The organism is Geothrix sp. PMB-07, assembly GCF_030758935.1.
Taxonomy (GTDB): Bacteria; Acidobacteriota; Holophagae; order Holophagales; family Holophagaceae; genus Geothrix.
Genome location: NZ_CP132333.1, coordinates 3,290,208 through 3,308,376, shown reverse-complemented (window position 1 = coordinate 3,308,376; position 18,169 = coordinate 3,290,208). Strand labels below are relative to the sequence as shown.

Genomic DNA, 18,169 nt, shown 5'->3' with positions numbered 1-18,169 from the left:
TCCCCTAAGGATGCCCTCCAAGGCCCGAATTTCACATCATCCCTGGTCTGGTTTTCGGGTTTTGGATCACGGAAGATCCTGGCCTACCTCAGGGTTCTTTTGCGTCTGCTCACAGGCGAGGCGAGGCGGGTGGTCAGGGCTCTGATCGCCTCCCTCAAACATCAGGCTGGCCCCAATGTGTTTCTCAGGGCCGACTAATGAGTGAAGAATAAACTATAGTCCTAAAGCGGATTTAATAAGCGGTAATGACTTTCGACTTACCAGTAACTCGGAACCTCCCACCATCTTGATTTTTCCACGCCCTCCGATTCCAAGTCGGAAGCCAATAATCATATTGGGCCTTATCAATAAATGGCGATGAATTCGAATAAGCTTCTCCTCGGGAAGGGAAAGTTCTACCTCTTTGAGAGTTCTCCACGTGGTTCGGAATTTGTCTGTAGTTATCGCATAAACGGTGTCAGAATCTACTTCAAAATATGAAACTCGTTTTATATCGACAAACAGCAATCCACTACCAGCCTTGATAGCAATTTTGTGCTCCCGAAGAGGTGAAATTTTAGTGTCATTGCTTTGAATGTTGGTTTCTGGTTTGTTATGGTTTAGTTTAGATAGCCTGACTAGGGTTTTTGAGAGGCGCTCGGCTGTGACCGGTTTAATAATGTAATCGATGGCCGCGAGCTCAAAGGCCTGCAATGTGTAATGCGTATATGCTGTTATAAAAACAACGCGAGGGAAATTTGGTAGCTCTGCAAGGGCCTCGAATGAAGTTAAGCCGGGCATTTGAACATCTAAAAATAATGCATCTATTTCTGACATTTTTGGGGCCCAGGTGATTAGTTCATAGCCACTTTTTACTTCACCGATTACTTCGCAATCGGCCTCCATTAGCAATCGTACTAGTCGTTGTCTTGCAATGGGCTCATCGTCGGCAATTAGAGCTTTGAGTGACATTCAGATTGTCCTCGGAAACGAAATTTTAGCATAGACCCAGCCGTCTAGGTGTTCAATTTTAAAATTTGCAAGACCCTCATAAGCTATTTGAAGTCTACCTTTAATGTTCATGAGCCCGATTCCATTTCCATGCGAACCAAAAGGGGCTAGGGAGAGATTGATAATTTCACTCGTTATTTGCGATTCTCTGTATATAATGGATACTTTTATCTGTTTAATTCCATGTCTATCGAAATCTCCGTGCTTGATTGCATTTTCCAGTAGTTGTTGAATAATCAAAGGTGGAATTTGAATCTCACGTGTTGCTGGATCAATCGCTATTTCAATATTTAAATTCGATTTGTAACGAATTTTTTCGACTTCAATATATTTAAGTAGTAGCTCGTACTCTAGCGAAATCGGTATGCGTCTGCGAGTGCTTAATTTTTCAAAAAGACGATGGAACTCAACTAATTTTATCATAGCCTCATAACCGTCGATTGGGCTCGAATTCATTAATTCGATTATCCCATTAAGGCAGTTTAGTAACATATGAGGTGTAACCTGAGCATTTAGTGGGGCCCATGCCACTTCGCTGGCCTGAGCATGGGCTTTGTTTTTTAGCAGTCTTAATAGTTCGAAACGTGCCAAAATATAGCCGATCGCACAATATACTAAAATCATGAGTATTGATATACATATTGAAATAGCTGTTGCCTTCGCTTGTGTATTGGATTTTGAGTATGTTTGGATGATAATTGTAAGTTCTTTTATTGAGGTATAACTGCGAAGTAGGTTTATAAGAAAAATTGCTGATGAAAAAATTAAACTTTGTGTGAAGCCTTTGAGTAGACTGGGGCGTAAAGAACTGTCCCCGCTCCAAAGCCATGGGAGGGGGGAAAATAAAGCTAACGCATGTATGTGAAATATCAATAATAAGAACCTTATTATAAATTTGAATAAAAACCTATAATTAAATGAACTTGTTTTCAATTCAAAATAAAAAATTACAAATGTAATTAAAATTGTAATCCCCAAAACGATTGGCTGCCTGCTTCTTTCTATAAATATTGTAGTTATGTCAGGTGTAGTCATCTTGAAATAGTTCCTATCGATATGATAAACTTGTCATTGATTGTATCTCCTAAAAGGATATAATCGGATTTCCCAAATACTGCTTGAAGTCGCTTTGTTGTATCAACCCAAATTGGGTGGCTGATAATTATTTTCCCGCTTTTAGGTGTCCAAATTTCAAGCAGGCCACCAGTATGATAGGCTTCTATTTTAAGATGTATTTCAAGGGAAGTATAGCCTGAGTCTATGAGTGTCTCAATAATTGGATGTAAAATAAGTGGCGGAATTCGGTGGCATAAAGCTCCCTCTTCAATGACCCATTGAATATTGATTGTTTTGTTGAAAAATTTTCTGACTATGGTAAGATATTTTTTTAAGAATTCAAATTCTTCGTCAACAGTTATAAGAGGAGAATTGAAATTTAGTAGCCATGATGTATAAAGATTTGAAATCGTAATTAGGGCGTCTTTTGTATGTCTGTGGTTTCTTTCATTAAGTTGGCGTTCGATGACGTCTATTAACATGCCGGGAGGGAGATTTTTACCATGATTTGCCCATTCGAACGCCCTTGTTTCGTTAGTACTGGAGGACATTTTATTTGATTCATTCTCGAAAAATGCTATGCAATAACCAATCGTTAGAAATACTAAAATCGATGAAAAAAAATTACCAAACAACATTGTATTTATACTGTCTGGATCGCCGTTTGAGAGCCTTGAGCCTAGGTATTCAGCAATCGTGACAGGGATAGTGTAAATACTGGCATATAACAATATCTTTCCACTAATGGTCCTTATTGATTTGAATACGTTACTCGATTTGTGGCCCTGCCATGGTATGGTCGAGGCAAATATTGATAATAATAACAATGAAAAAACAATTATTATAGATTCAATATCTGGTAGGCACTCTAAAAAGATATAATGAAATCCACAGTATATGATGGTTATGATTCCCAAAAATCCCCATCGGTTGAGGGAGATTGCTCTTTTTACTATGAAATCTTGCAAATCATCGGTTGGTTTAGTTTTTTTAATAATTGTGTTTTGCTGAGTAGGTTGCAACATACTGATCCCTGTTCACTAAGTTATATTGCAAATTGATGAAAGCTGCAATGAATTGATTGATGTTTATCAGAATTGATTCTTCAGTTTTGACTTGTTGGCGCACCTTAAGATAACGCCTAAAGGTTACTATCCTGAATGTCGGCAATGTTAGATTGTTTTTCTGGTGAAATGGCGAATTGGGTCGGCCAAGTGGTTAAATTCTGCGGTGAATTTTGATGAGGATTTAAATGTGCCAACTTAAGTTGTTATTTGGGGGAATATTTGTGAGATTAAGGCAACTTTCCGGTAATCCTTGATGCATCCTATAGTTCGGTTGCCGTGCGAATATGACCACTTTGGCCTTGAATTATGTCATTTCGGCCGCCTCCTTTCAACCCTCTCGTCGATCCTCTTGGTTTCTTGAATACGATCAGAGTTGGGCAGTTTTAGACCTAATGAAATGTGATGACCGTGATTATGGTCTCTATAATAAGGAATCTAAGATTGTATGAATAAAACAGTCGGTTTCAATTCGAGGTCCATTGCATTCCTTGTGCTGGCCATCCTGTCAACGGCATTTGTGTCGGTTGATTGTGGTGGGGGGGGCACTGCCAGCAAAAGTGGAATGCCCAGCACGGTAGCACCGATCATCACTACACAACCTCGGGATCAGATCGTTACCTTAGGTCAGCCTGGAAATTTCAGCGTGGTGGCGAGTGGCACTGCGCCCCTGAGCTACCAGTGGAAGCGCAATGGAACAATTATCAGCGGGGCGACCTCGGCCAACTACGCCATGGCTGTGACAACGAGCGCTGACAATGGTGCCAGTTTCACGGTGACAGTGAGCAACAGCATAGGGAGTGTCACGAGCAACGCGGCGGGACTTACCGTTACAAGCGCATCGGAGGCACCGAGCATCACTACACAACCTCGAGATCAGATCGTTACGTCAGGTCAGCCTGGAAACTTCAGCGTGGTGGCGAGTGGCACTGCGCCCCTGAGCTACCAGTGGAAGCGCAATGGAACAATTATCAGCGGGGCGACCTCGGCCAACTACACCATGGCTGTGACAACGAGCGCTGACCATGGTGCCAGTTTCACGGTGACAGTGAGCAACAGCATAGGGAGTGTCACGAGCAACGCGGCGGTACTTACCGTTACAAGTACATCGGAGGCGCCGAGCATCACTACACAACCTCGAGATCAGATCGTTACGTCAGGTCAGCCTGGAAACCTCAGCGTGGTGGCGAGTGGCACTGCGCCCCTGAGCTACCAGTGGAAGCGCAATGGAACAATTATCAGCGGGGCGACCTCGGCCAACTACACCATGGCTGTGACAACGAGCGCTGACAATGGTGCCAGTTTCACGGTGACAGTGAGCAACAGCATAGGGAGTGTCACGAGCAACGCGGCGGTACTTACTGTTACAAGTGCATTGGGGGCACCGAGCATCACTGCACAACCCGCACCGGTAACGGCTCCTTACGGTGGGAGGGCAACTCTTTCTATTTTAGCAGTGGGTGCTCCAGAGCTTTCCTATCAATGGTATTACAGGCCTGACTCATTTGATGTGGAACCAACCGCAATTCCTGGTGCCACATCACCTCAATTGACATTGCAAGGTGAAGATCTAATAAAAAAATCAGATGGCCTGATATGGGTAAAGGTATCAAACACATTTGGTTCAATCGATAGTGAGGTGGTATTTGTCAGGGTTGCACCATTTCGGATCGATTCCATTTCACCTCTTTCGGCAAGGCAAGGCGATATTGTCACAGTGCGTGGGATAGGGTTGACCTCGGTTACCAAAATTATGATTGCAGGTATTGATGTTGTAACTCAAAAAGGAGGGGGGGATGACCAAATATCATTCACAGTACCTCCATCTACAATTTCATCAAAAATTGAGTTTGCTTCAAGTAAAACCGTGGTTTTATCTGATCAAGTATTGAGTATTACTCCCTTATTCAGGGTAGATAGTTTTTCAAATGAATGGAGTTATCACAGTTGGCATGCTCAGGATCAGCCAGCTGTGATAACCTTGGTCGGAAGTGGTTTCAGGGACCTTGTATCAGCATCCCACAATGGTAAGCCATTGACCATTACTTCAAGAACTGAGACATCAGTAACCTTTGCTTTGCCGTATTATTGGCAGGGAGGAAGGGGCTATGTGAATAAACCGATTGTTCTTGTGCATTCAAATGGGCATCAAATGGAAACGACGCAATCATGGAAGGTTGTTCACAAAATGATATTTACAGACCCCAATAACGGTTCAATTGGTGGACTTTATTCGGGGGCAATTGCATGGGGGGAAAGGCCGTATCTGGCTAATTTTTTGGCCTTTACGACTAACCTTAAAATTAGGTTTGCTAATGGTGTAGAGGTTGTGGTTGATCCAATCGATTTGTCAAAAATTGGGCAAAATTTACCCTTTTTGGTGCCTCAGAATGCTTCAACTGGCACTATCGTGATCCTTGGTGATCGTGGTCCTGACGATGTGGCCACTGGACCGATGCCCAGTCTGATAGTCAAAGAAAGGGCAACCGCGAGTGACCCAAGTCGAGTTTATCGTAGCGGCATCGGACAAAATGTAGAAGTTCCCGGCAAGAATCTGGGGTTGATAACTGGCCTTCAGATTGCAGGGAACTCGGTATCAATCCCGGACGGAGGCTATTCGAATCTGCTTTCCTTTCAGGTCCCGCCAGGAATTGGTTGTGGAGGACAAATAAAGGTCCTGACGCCTTATCAGGGATGGACTGTTGTCGGTTATGTGGCTCGCGATGGGTGCGGAGATGCCCGTATCGCCGGAGTTGATGTTGGACAAAGAATAATGCACACCCAAGTAGGATCTCCTTACCAAAGATTGGTTCCTGGAATAGACGCAGTTGTGCGCGCATATCTAGTTTCAACACAAGCAGGTGTAACTCCTCCGAAGGTTCTATTAGCCAAGATATTTAACGGCTTAACTTTTAAGGGCGACCTTCCGTTGACAGGAGGCCCAACTCTTCTGCCGCAACTTGCGAATAATGCTACGTTATCGTATGACACAAGAAGCATACATGGAAATGCTTTTTCAGCCATAATACCTAAGGAATGGGTGAACCAAGGGCTTCGGGTAGTCGTGGTTACTGACCCCGACTCTTTGAATACTGGTAAGAGTAGTCAAATGGAGGTGACACCCACTGTAGGTCTGCCGGTCGATCCGCCTGATATCGTGTTGGTAGATTTAAGGACTCAGTCAAAAACCTTGGTTCCATCTATGCCAACAATTGAACAATATCGTGAATCGATTAGAATGACAATCCCTGTAGTAGCTGATGATATCCGTATTTCGGTAAGACCTGAACCATTACAGGTCGGGAGTGCTAATGGTCAAAATACAATATTAATTCCATTCTCTGCAAATGGAGCGGCGCTATACGACATGGCGCTGGTGAAAGAGATTGAGGCCCCCGGAGAGGGGGTTATATATAGCGGTGTCTATTATTCTCCAGACGGAGGGGGTATTGGCTATTCACCTGGTAGCGCCAACATTTCTGGTGACTATGGTGGAATATTTAATCTGAGCCCTCGCGGTGATTATAGTTGCGCTGGTGTAATGATGCACGAATTGAGCCATAACTTTAATTTGGGCCATGTCAGAGGTGCATCTGCTTGTAGTCTGCCACTCAGTATCATGAGTGATTACCCCACGGCCTATAATGGAAGGCTTTATGATTTTTTGGATCCGGCGGCACCTATTTTTAGGAACCCTTTTGACGGTAATGTCGTGCCGATAGCCAGTACATTGCTCGCAGATGATTATATGTCATATTGCAGCCCAAGACTCTTTTTGTCGGATTTTAGTTGGAATAAATCTCGACAGTACTTAGAGGAAACCTATCCACAAGGGTGGAAAACTCACCCTGCAGCAGGTGTGGGCCATAGCTTAAGTGCGATTCCCGACTCCGGCGAGCGCGTGGCAGCTACATTGATGATCGCTGGTATTATAAACATTGATGACGATAGCTATAGGGTGCTTAATATTCATAAATTTCTATCTTCTGAGTCAACCTCAAAGCAGAAAAAAGTGGCTGAGTCTAAATATACTATGGTTGTGAAATTCTTAGATGGTTCCGTTGTGAAAAGGATAATTAAGGGTAGTAATATTCCAGACTGTCAACCCTCTGAAATTCATTTTTTTGAGCAATTCTTGGAGACAGCATTACCCGAGTCAATCGATATCTGGAGCGGAGATCACCGACTTACGGCCAAGGATGGGGTTTGGTCTAGTGGTTATGGTGGCGTCAGGTTCTCTCCATCTGCTATTCGGGATTCGACCATGGGAGATTCTGCGGTTGGTGCTAATAATAGACGATTGGCCTTGAGTTGGAAAATTATAAATGACCGACTTGTTTTGAGTTGGTCCAATTGTATTAAGGCGGCATCAATAGAGTTGTGTCAAGGTGGAAGACGGCGAATATTGGCATTAGAAATCACTAGTAATAACTGGGAATTCCTGCTAAATAATCAATATGCTGATACGGATCGATTGGAAATCACGTTATGGGACGGTTTATCATCAGAATTAGTTGTAGTTCCATTGGATTCTGCCATCAAATAGTAACGATAGGATTAGGTGTTTAGAAATTGGCACTAATTGATAACAAGATGAATTTGGGAGTGATATAGGGGGAGATTCCACAGACTTTAGTCCACGTCGGAGAATTTGGCATGTTTGTAGGGATTGTAAAAATTTTGATAAGTGGATTTTTATGTTGCATCTTATGGGGCCCTTGCCGATACAAGTATGGACCGATTAGGTGTGTTAAAATTTATAATAATGATATTATTTTCAATTTTAAACCTAGATGGCGGCGAATTGATTTCGCCGCCACCCCGAGAATATCATTGGTTTCAACACGATTATATCCTGAACTTGTCGATGATTATAATTGTTGGAATTATTGCGCATATGCAATAGTGGTTTGGAGTGAAAAACTGTTCCCTACTAAAGTAAATGAATTTTTGACGATGAATGTTAATGACAATTACAGCGCATTTCATTCCCCACTATTTAATAGTGCTGACATAGTAATTCACCGGTTGGAGGACATGAGTGTGTTCTCGGTTCCGTATACTCCGGCGGTCTATAACTTATTTGAAAACATATGGCTGCGTAACCTTAATTTGAGGAATTTGCACGCCTTTAGGGACGATACTTTCCGGTATATTCACGGTATGCTGATCATTAAGAATATTCATTTCCTAATGGGCATTACGGCTCGGGAGAGAGCGGGCTTTGAGGCTGTTGTGGATCATTTTTGGCGATCCGTGAATCATTATAATGAATTCGCTAACAGAATTCAGAGACTTTGGATTGGGTTTACTAACGGACTCTACCGCCTAAATGACCTTACTGAACTGATTTCATCACCCTCTCCTTATTCAGTGGTTCTGTCGCTGCCAGCAGTAGATGTTTTTGCTCACCTCGAGAATTTAAACTTCCTCCAAGGCATGCTCATGCCACTGCGTATTTTTAGCCCTCGTGTTCAATATATTGTTAAGGGAATTGGCAGCCAGTCAACTGAGATGATTATCGGCAATATGCCTAATATAATGAATTTGCAAATGAGCGGGTACCGCTTTTTAGCCTGTTTGACCATGGATGGAATCAGTGGACATTCATTCGCGTCACGATTACAACAGAAGTCATACAACCGGCTCGCATTACAAGCACTAGGAGTGATATCAGTTCTTGCCACTTTGATTGTTGTATGGCGGTGGAGAATTACGATTCTTCAGAAGAGGAACCACTCTCTTGAGATTGAGGTTGGCCGTCGTACTGAACGCTTGCTTCAAAAAAACAGGGAAATAGAAGACGCGCACACACAAATCCGAAAAACACTTGAGGCACGAATTCAACATACACTTGGGATTGTCCATGATCTACGTGGACCTCTTACTTCAATTTCGCTAATTGTACAAAGCATAGATGGTGAGACTGTTGTATTTAATGATCGTATGCTTGGTATTATCAAAATGGAGGCGAAACGTTTGGAACAGTTGGCGGGTCGACTCCTTGATGCTTCGAGATTACAGCATGTATTACCAGCCTCGAGGTTACGCCTTATAGTGCCTTCACAAGCTATCGAGGGATTAGTTGATGGTTTTAAAATTCGGGCAGAAGCAGTTGGGATACGTTTTCACTATCAAGAAACACCTTCGTCTAGGGATGTTCGCATATTGGGTGACCCACTAGGGCCTGTTTTCAAAGTCAAGAAAGGCAAATGGACGTAAGGGGTTGTACAAATTGCCTAACTGCGGTACCTCATGGGTATGACGTTGAGGTAGAGCGTGGCGAGAACTTTTCTGACTGAACGAATGTGGGCCAGGCTAGAGCCTCTGCTGCCGAGCGAGCAGGGTGGAATGGGGCGCCCTCGCCTGGACAATCGCCCCATCGTTGAAGCGATCCTCTGGAAGCACAGAACGGGAGCGCCCTGGAGAGATTTGCCTGAATCCTTCGGACCTTGGAACACGGTCTTCACGCGCTTCAATCGGTGGAATCGGAGCGGAGTCTGGCAGCGGGTCCTCGAAGCCCTTCGAGGTGAAGCGGATTGCGAATGGGTCATGGTCGACGGAACCGTTATCCGCGCCCATCAGCATGCGGCTGGTGCAAAAGGGGGACCTACATCCAAGGGCTTGGCCGCTCGCGCGGCGGTTTCTCGACCAAAGTCCACCTGATCGGGGATGCCCACGGCAACCCCGTCGATTTCGTGCTGACACCAGGCCAGTCGCACGAGAGCAAGCAACTCGGAAGCCTATTAATGGGCCGGGAGGCCGGGGCTGTTCTCGGTGATCGTGCCTACGACGGAAAGTCCTGCCGGGATCAGATCGCGTCTATTGGAGCAGAGGCAGTTGTTCCACCTCATCCATGCAGGAAGGATCCAGCCGCCTTCGATAAGCATTTCTACAAGGCCCGCCACGCCGTCGAGAACCTGTTCGCGAAGCTCAAACAATACCGAAGCCTCGCTACCCGTTACGACAAAACCATGCGCAACTACAGCGCCATGGTCGCCATTGCCTGTGTCCTTACCTGGCTCCGACTTTGAAAACACACCCTAGCCCTTCAGCAGATTCTTCTGAATTTGGTCGGAAATGCATTAAAATTCACAAAGGAAGGTTCCATTGAGGTGCATTCCTGGGAACGGGATGGTAAATGGATCCTAGAAACCCGTGACACCGGGCGAGGTATGAAACCTGAAGAAATTGCCACCATTTTTCAGGCCTTTACTCAGGCTCAAGCCGGGGATTTGATTGAGGGCTGGGGCCTTGGTTTGAGTATTGTCAAGGGACTTGTCGATCAACATTCTGGGAATATTGAAGTGGACAGTCAGCCTGGATTCGGAACAGCTTTCCGAGTGATAATCCCCATACCTTGACCTGGCCCGGATTTCTTATGCAGTTCGGATTTGGACGATCTGGCCTTGGAAGAGGGTTGGTCAATTCAGGGTGCTTCCAAAGGATGGCATAAACGAAGGGGCGGTTCTGAAGATTCGGCCTTCCTCGCCCATTGAAGAGGGTTCGTGGCATTCGCTCCCTGTCGTTGCCAATGGGGGTGTTCAGCCGTGTGACTGGTGGGCTGACCTCCTATGGCCGAATGAGGCTGGTGGTGATTGTAGTCGGCCCTGAGAAACACATTGGGGCCAGATCAGACGGATACCGGCGGCCTTCGCCCGCCCTCAGCCAATCCCGGACCGCATTCCGGGACACGCCCATCTCCAGGGAGATCCGCTTTGCTCCCCACCCCAAGGCCCTCAACGCGAATACCTGCGCCACTGCCCCCTCACCCAGCATCGTGGCCTCCGGTCCCCGGTTGCCAGGATCCTGCCTCTCCACTTCCATCACTTACCCCCTTCCTTAGGGGGTCAGATTTCGTGTCGCCAGGGGGTCAGTTTCTGATGTCGCCTGACATGAGCTTCCGCTCCACATCCCGCTGCACCCTTCCGGCTATGGTCTTCAGACTGCGGAGCACCTTCCTGGCCCGCTTGAACTGCCGGGCCTTCGCATGCCCTTCGTGCTTTCGGAAACCCCACTCCATGAGCTTGCGGTAGCTCTGGCGGAGCCTGATGCCCTCGGCTTCCGCGATCCTCAGCATGGCGGCATCGACCTTCCGATACAGTCTCGCGTCTGTCGGGTGCTGGATCGCCTTCGGCTGCACCGTCGTGTCCACGATGACCTTTTCGAAGCTCCGCTCCGTGATGGTGCCCGTGGCTTTCCCAGCGCTGATCGTGGCCTGAAGCAGCTCCTCCACCCCCTTCTCGCCGATGCGGCCCCGCCAGCGCGTCATCTGCGAGGGATGGATCGGGAAGTGGTGCTGGAAGAACTCCTCGCCACAGAAATGCTGCCAGTAGGGGTTCTCCACCCACCCCTTCACCACCTGCTCATCCGACAGCCCGTAGGTGTGCTTCAGCAGGTGCAGGCCCGCCATCAACCGGACCGGAATGCCAGGACGCCCGAGGTCCGGCACATACAGGCGGCCGAATTCCGCCGTCAGGTCCTCCCAGGGAATTACCGCCGCCAGCCGCACCAACTCGTGGTTCGGGTCCAGCGCCAAGTCCAGCTTCCAGCCGATCACCGGCTGCTCGCTCGTCGTACGCCTCGGTTTTGGCTTCATCCGTACACCGGAAAATCGGGGGTCTCCCCTCACTTTCTGGTGTACCAGATATGCCTTAAGTTCCCTTAAATCCTTGCCGAATCTAAACCTGTGACTTGTTCAGGGCCGACTACCTAGCGCTTCCACCGGTAGATTGTCTGACAGGAAATACCCTAATCTCTGGGAGGGTGCCAGGAGGTATTGCCTCATTCTCCACCTACTTTAATGCTAATACGGGGGCAGTGCGATCCCGTTCCTGATCCTCCGTGGCTGGAATCAGGTGCCTGCGAGGCGAACCCGAGACGGCACGCCCATCCGGTCAATCTGGTCGATCCGTGAAATAGTAAATGCGGATGAAGGCTTCCTGGTTTTCAAAGGACCAGTGCACATCCCTGTGGTATGCCACCGCCTCCTGCACGTCACCGGCTTCCAGCAGCGTTATCAACTGCTCGTGTTCTTTTACGGAGCGCTCCTCCCAGGCCTTAAGGAACACCTTTCGAAGTGGCCAGTAATAAAGCCGGTGCTTGTAAGACTGCACCAGTGCGGTGAGGTGCGGGTTGGCGCAGCGGTCCAGGAAAACACTGTGGAAAGCAGTGTTATGGTCGTAGTAAAGGGCGTAGTCCTCCGATTTGATTGCCTGGATCATCACCTTGTTCGAAGCCTTCATCTTGGCGAGATCAGCCTTGGTGAACGCGGCACCCGTGGAGGCTATGGCTGCGGACTCCAGAGCCCCCACCACCTGGTAAATGTGGCGGATCTCCTCCAATGTAAGAGTCTTCACCCGGAAGCCGCGACGCGGCAGGATTTCCACGAGGCCCTCGGCTTCGAGTTGCAACAAGGCATCCCTCAATGGTGTGCGGCTGACTCCTAGCTGCTGGCTTAAAGCTCCCGTGTCGAAGAAGGCCCCCGGTTGAAGTCGCCCCTGGTTGAGCTCAGTGCGGAGGTAGTCATACACCTGCTCTCTCAGCGACTGGGTCTGCAGGATCGGTGCCTCCATGAAGGTGGACGGGTTTCCGGGCTGAGGGGCTTTTTTCATTCGCATGGCTGATGTGACCTCTGCATCGACAACGGGCGACAAATCCCGGCAAGGGAATTCCAAAGCCCAGGCTACCCCATCCGCACTGGCTGCACGTCACCGACTTACACCCCATTAGAGGGTGGTCGCATGGGGACCTCCCAGGTTAACGGGAAGGGAAAACAAAAAAAGTATTGACGCACGGCATGTGATGCATCAGATTTTCATAAGATTTTTCTTGAAACTTGTTCATCACTGGGCGGAATCACCCAGGCCACACGGACAATTGATCCTTTGAAACAAAACAATGCAAGTAGCATCATGTATTTCCTGAATATTTAATGAATGTAATGTATCACGTTTTAAAACCAAATCGAGGTTCGCTTATCTTCCAGTCCTGCAGGAACCAAATACCCACTTCCACTATCCAAGGAGGTTAAATGTCCACCCATTTTTCACGTTGCGCGGCCTTTGCCATGATGGCTTTAGGCGCCCTCTATGGTGCAGAGCATGAAACTCTGCCTTATGGTGCCGAGTTCAAACTACGTGCGGGTTACGGGCTCTCAGATCCGGATCGTCTCGGTGGCGCGTTGGCAGCTGTTACAGTGGGCGCCTTCCACTCATTAGGATCGGGCCGCATCAGCGCGGAGCTTGGCTATCAATGGAAGTCGGGCAATCAGTATCAGGTCAGCGCAGGCTCCCCTTTCCCTGGGGAGAGGTCGCCAGACTATGGGGCTGACAGCCGCCGAAACAGCCTTAGCGGCGTTGTTTTCCGGCTAGGTTATGCGCATCCCGTGTTCTCGGATGGCCTGTATTTACAGGGCGGACTTCAGGCGGGAGGCGCCAGGTTCACCCACGAATACGTTGGCGAGTGGCAGGATACGGTGTCCGGGAGGTATGACGACTCCTTCAATGGAACTCCCACCAAGAGTGCGTATGGAATTAGCCCCTTCGTTGGAGTGCGCTGGGATGTTTCACGCGATTCCGGCCTCGAGTTCAATGTTCTGGCTCAGAGCTATACCTCGCTGAAGTTTGTTCATACCCCGGGCGCGCCATTGGTTCTGGGTGCCGGGTCAGCCAGAAAGCCGTTCTTTCAGGGGGACGGGCTGGTTGAACAGAAGCACTCGATCTTGCACCTCGATTTGGCCTACATCTTCCGTTTCTAATCCCGATAGCTGATGAACATGAGGTTAACCATGAATACCAAGCGATTTTTAAGCGGCCTTGCCATGCTGTTGGCAGGAGGTGCCTCACTCTCCGCTCAGGTTATGTCAGGTGCCATTTCTGGGACCGTTGTGGATGAACAGAACCGTCCAATTTCCGGGGTCACGATTCGGATCTCCAGCTCAACCTTAATCGCGTCGCGCACCGTTGTGTCCGATTCAAAGGGCCAATACCGCATACCGCTCCTACCACCAGGGAATTATTCCTTGGTATTCAATAGGACCGACTACCTGACCATAGGTGCCACAAACTTAAGGATCGGCCAGGATTCGACTCTGGTTCAAAACATCACACTCAAGAAGATCCCTGAGGCACAAGCTCTAGTCGCCGTTGAAGGCACTGCTCCAGGCGTGATTGCCAAGAGCGAAACGACCACCGGTACCAGCATCGGCAGCGATCGCCTGATCGCTCTTCCCACCGGGAACCGTGACTATGGTGGTGTAGCCGACATGTCGGTGGGCATCGTGTCGGGGCGAGGTGGCGGATACTCGGTCCGCGGCGGTACCACCAACAGCACCAACTTCCGAAAAAATGGAGTAGATGTTGTCGATCCTGTCTCGAACTCGGTCTCTCTAACCACAGTGGTTCCAGATAACATCGAGGATCTTCAGGTCGTGCTCTCTCCCCTTCACCCTCGAAACGGTAGGGCGCTTGGTGGCTCGATCAATGTGACAACCAAGAGTGGAGGCAACACATTTACAGGCAGCGTTCGCAGCAGTCTGTGGTCCAGCGCATGGAGTGCGCGGAACGTGAATGAACAGTTCGGCTCAGTGGAAAACCTCAACAGGAATTATCAGGTCGTTATTGGCGGGCCAATCATCAAGGACATGCTCTGGTTCAATGTAGCCAGCATTTTCAAACCCTTAGACAGGTTCCCAGGAACCGTCCCTGACCAAGGATTAAACCTTAACACCTATAGTCGGCCAGCTCGGTCGACCATTCCCGTCCTCGATCAGTGGATCCTGGCCGGCCCGGGCAATGGCTTCTACTGGGCGGGCGATCCGCGGTCCGGTGGGATCACACAGGGCGCGCCGTATGTAGGGACTGCTGATCAAAGATACCTCGAGTACAAATTGACGTACAGTCCCCATGCTGACCACACAGTGGAAGTGAACGTTACTGATGATCGCGAGAGCTTTACCAATACAGTTGGAAGGCCCAATTACGTGCTGGCCCTTCGGCAATTGGGGGACCAGATGGATACCTGGAAGGCCAGGGGTATTAACTACCGCGGATTCTTTGGAAGTAATACATCCCTTCAGGTCACCTATGAGTCCCAGAATTCCGTCATTGCGTGGCCATTAGGTGACACTGGTGGGGGTGGAACGGGCGAAGCGGTATATATGGTCTTCGACAAGCCCGCGGGTCCCCTGATTTCCTATCAGCGCTACGCCACCATGGGTACGGGCTACAACCCCATCCCTGAAGAACGTGGGTCATCAAATGGCCGCATTGAATTGAAGCGTATTTTCGAGTTTTCTGGTACCCACGATGTGGATCTTGGCATCGACTACTATAGGGCGCGCCGCTTTACGGGTGATCAGGGCGGGGGAAGAAATCTGCTTGTCAACAGTGTTGGGGGCGGTTTCCGCAACCCGGTCACAGGTGAGTGGCTTTTTGCCGCCGTGAATTGGCAAGGAGCTAAAGGCTATGGCCAAAGCAACTCAGGAAACAGTGGCATCGCACCTGTGATTTTCCAATGGGTCGGGAAAGACGGTGTCTCAACCAATCAGAACAGTGCTATTTACTTGGCAGACCAATGGACAATCAGCCCCAAGCTGAACCTCTTCTTAAGTTGGCGCCATGACATGTTCAAGGTGATCGACACAGACGGTGCACAACTTGCTAGATCTTCTGCACCCAGCCCGCGAATCCAGATTCGCTGGGATGTCAAGGGGGATTCCCTTCACCTGCTCGACATGAGTTTCGCCCGCTTCAATAGCGACATCAACATTGGATTCACAGACTTTTTCATTAAAAAGGCCAATGCTCTGTCTGTGCTGCGAGGTTGGAACAAGCAATCTGTGGGGTTGCCAGGACTGAGTGGTGATCCTAGTTTGCTTAACCAAGCCGCGGCCTGGGTGCCGACTTCAGCACTTGTAGACCCTTCCAACTATGGCCCAGCCTATAGTGTCAGTGATAACTCGCGCCAAAACCAAATTCGAGGCACTTTAACAGCCCCTTATGTCTACCAGCTTGAATTGGGCTACCGGCGATCATTCGATGACCGAAGTTGGTTCAGGTTGGGCTTAGTCTACCGGGATTACCGTAATTTCTGGGCAATCGATCACGACCTCAACGACACCAACTACATTGATCTACCCAACCCACTTAATCCTGCTGGACCTGCTTCTCGCCAAGTTCAGACCTATATCTACAATACCGACATATTCAAAAGAGTCTACCACGGTATTGAGGTTGAATGGGAGAAACGCTTAAACAGTGTCCTCACCTTCCAGGGCAACTACGGCTGGAGTCGTCTTGTCGGCAACAATGACGGCGGTGACTCATCCGGCGGTACATACATGGATAATAGCGCCCAGGGCCTGCTCTACAACCGTAGCATCAAACGCGACATGGGTCTTACCCCTCAGGATTACTCCCCTACTGGCCCACTGCTCAACAACGTTGAGCATCGAGCCCGTCTAGTGCTTCTGGCGATCCAGCCCATGGGGATTGGTCGGATAACCTACGCATTAGCATTGAAATACAACAGTGGTAGCAATTGGTCGGCTGCTGCTGCCGCTCCCTACGACTGGAGTAAGGCTACTTTCACGCCTGCTGTCGCAACCACCAATGAAAAGACCTACACCCAGTACTGGTCCGACCGTGGGGCCTACCGCGAGAACGATTACTACCGCTTGGACCTAAAGATCTCCTGGGAAGTTCCCATTTCCATCAAGACCACCCGTTTCATTGGTGATTTGATGGTGGACAACGTTACAAACCGACAGGTGCGCTATGGCTATTACCATGGCTTTAACAATGGAGATAACGGCAACAGTACCCTATGGCTGAGCGATACTCGTTTCGGGTCAGCGCCTAAGGCCCAGGGTAGCTACTTCTACGATTCTCCCCGCTCCTTGAGCTTCAGCATTGGCCTGAAGTTCTGATCGATCAATGGAGACCTTCATGCGCACCTTTTCCCGCACAATCCTGGTTCTTGCCGCGCTCTCCAGCGCCGCTTTGGCCCAATCACCTTTCTCAATCGGTCTTAATGTGATCAAGGGGCTTGATGGCTTGACTAAAGTCACAGATCGGCCAGTCGCCTTTTCTCTCGACCTGGGCTACCAGGGCATATTAGGAGGCACGGAGATCCCCTTCCGTGCCTCGATCGCGTACCACCATTTCCCGGGGGCAGCCACTACTAACGTGAGGCACTTCGTATCTGATGATCCGTTCACCACCAAGGACACGAAGGTATCTGGGGTCGACACCAGTTTGTCGAGCTTTCAGTTGGCTGGAGATATCTATGTGCCCACTCCAATCAAAGCTCTAAAGATCGTTTCCGGCTTCTCACTGAACAAGTGGCATACCAGTAACCCATGGCTAACCTTGGGACATGACTCTGATCCGAACGCAAATTCAATGGCGTCCCATTCGAACGGTGCAGAAATCAAATTTGGATTTCGCACAGGCATCGCTTATGAGGTGAATGAGTGCGTCACCTTGCTGATAAGGTACCAATTTGTATCTCTAGGTAGCACTTATGCTTTGGATGACCGCAAGTTGACTAAGCCTGGAGTTGTCCGCATTGATGAGAAGGTCAACCCAGCTTGGATCGACTTTGGCATCACGTATCGGTTCTAGAAGTTTTTATAAAGAACACAGGGGGAGGTCCCCTGTGTTCTTTATGTTCAGCGCCAATGGAGGTTATCGTGCGCATTCCCATATTTGGGCTATTGCTGATGGGCGATCTTCTGTTTTCACAAGGGGTACCTTCCGACACACACATCAGGGATCCTAAGGCTGAGCTGGGTTCCAGCGAGACCGCCGTTGCTGTACCTGATGATGCGAACCTCCTTGAAGAGGCCACATTGATCATTTCTCCAAACGATCCCGGAGGGGCCGGGCAACGCCTATACCGATTCATAGCAAGCCCGGGAGAAACAATCTCCTGGAAATTATCCTTTCAGTCCGGGCAGCTAGTTCAAAGCCTCCGAACTGTCAAAGCCCCGGGCGCTCCAGTTCCTAGCTTGAATGCCCGCTCTCAGATTGCACGTATGGTCGCTTGGCCGATTT

At 48.8% G+C, this 18,169-nt stretch carries 12 protein-coding genes; 7 read left to right on the top strand and 5 right to left on the bottom strand.

Annotated features, from left to right (window positions below; all coding sequences use genetic code 11):
• Positions 1–213 precede the first annotated feature (213 nt).
• From Q9293_RS14495 to Q9293_RS14485, 3 genes are read right to left on the bottom strand one after another with little or no spacing between them, the layout of a single operon-like run.
• Positions 214–951, bottom strand: a complete 738-nt coding sequence (locus Q9293_RS14495; RefSeq protein ID WP_306247742.1) for a LytTR family DNA-binding domain-containing protein — start codon at positions 949–951, stop codon at positions 214–216.
• Positions 952–2,025 carry a sensor histidine kinase gene (locus Q9293_RS14490; protein WP_306247740.1) on the bottom strand — a complete coding sequence of 358 codons (1,074 nt, stop codon included), beginning with the start codon at positions 2,023–2,025 and terminating at the stop codon, positions 952–954. It abuts the gene before it with no gap.
• Complete coding sequence (locus Q9293_RS14485) at positions 2,022–3,071, bottom strand: hypothetical protein (protein WP_306247738.1); 1,050 nt, start codon at positions 3,069–3,071, stop codon at positions 2,022–2,024. The genes Q9293_RS14490 and Q9293_RS14485 overlap by 4 nt, the downstream gene beginning before the upstream one ends.
• Before the next feature lie 487 nt (positions 3,072–3,558).
• On the opposite strand from Q9293_RS14485, the gene Q9293_RS14480 reads away from it, so the two are divergent.
• The 4 genes from Q9293_RS14480 (at position 3,559) to Q9293_RS14465 (ending at position 10,474) form a co-directional block, all read left to right on the top strand.
• The gene (locus tag Q9293_RS14480; protein WP_306247736.1) at positions 3,559–7,656 is read left to right on the top strand and encodes a hypothetical protein; all 4,098 of its coding nucleotides are present in this window, start codon (positions 3,559–3,561) and stop codon (positions 7,654–7,656) included.
• A 491-nt stretch (positions 7,657–8,147) separates the two neighbouring features.
• Entirely contained in the window at positions 8,148–9,332 is a 1,185-nt protein-coding gene (locus Q9293_RS14475; RefSeq protein WP_306247734.1) for a HAMP domain-containing sensor histidine kinase, read from the top strand.
• A gap of 57 nt (positions 9,333–9,389) precedes the next feature.
• Positions 9,390–10,144, top strand: a protein-coding gene (locus Q9293_RS14470) for an IS5 family transposase (RefSeq protein ID WP_372342157.1) whose coding sequence is annotated in 2 segments (ribosomal slippage) — positions 9,390–9,726 and positions 9,726–10,144 — 756 coding nt in all. Because the reading frame shifts where the segments join, the coding sequence is not laid out codon by codon here.
• Between the two features lie 36 nt (positions 10,145–10,180).
• A complete protein-coding gene (locus Q9293_RS14465; protein WP_306247733.1) occupies positions 10,181–10,474 on the top strand; it encodes a HAMP domain-containing sensor histidine kinase in 294 nt (97 codons plus the stop codon).
• Positions 10,475–10,983: 509 nt separating this feature from the next.
• Here the strand turns inward: Q9293_RS14465 and Q9293_RS14460 are convergent.
• Both Q9293_RS14460 and Q9293_RS14455 read right to left on the bottom strand, forming a co-directional pair.
• Positions 10,984–11,709 carry an IS5 family transposase gene (locus Q9293_RS14460; RefSeq protein ID WP_306247731.1) on the bottom strand — a complete coding sequence of 242 codons (726 nt, stop codon included), beginning with the start codon at positions 11,707–11,709 and terminating at the stop codon, positions 10,984–10,986.
• Positions 11,710–12,007: 298 nt separating this feature from the next.
• On the bottom strand, positions 12,008–12,730 hold the full coding sequence (locus Q9293_RS14455) for a GntR family transcriptional regulator (RefSeq protein WP_306247729.1): 723 nt from the start codon (positions 12,728–12,730) through the stop codon (positions 12,008–12,010).
• Between the two features lie 413 nt (positions 12,731–13,143).
• Between Q9293_RS14455 and Q9293_RS14450 the strand changes: the two genes are divergently transcribed.
• Genes Q9293_RS14450 through Q9293_RS14440 form a run of 3 tightly spaced genes read left to right on the top strand, consistent with a single transcriptional unit; the run spans position 13,144 to position 17,737 of the window.
• Positions 13,144–13,869 carry a hypothetical protein gene (locus Q9293_RS14450; RefSeq protein WP_306247727.1) on the top strand — a complete coding sequence of 242 codons (726 nt, stop codon included), beginning with the start codon at positions 13,144–13,146 and terminating at the stop codon, positions 13,867–13,869.
• Positions 13,870–13,899: 30 nt separating this feature from the next.
• Positions 13,900–17,040 (top strand): TonB-dependent receptor, encoded by a 3,141-nt coding sequence (locus Q9293_RS14445; RefSeq protein WP_306247725.1) that lies wholly within the window; start codon positions 13,900–13,902, stop codon positions 17,038–17,040.
• Positions 17,041–17,059: 19 nt separating this feature from the next.
• A complete protein-coding gene (locus Q9293_RS14440; RefSeq protein ID WP_306247722.1) occupies positions 17,060–17,737 on the top strand; it encodes a hypothetical protein in 678 nt (225 codons plus the stop codon).
• Positions 17,738–18,169 lie beyond the last annotated feature (432 nt).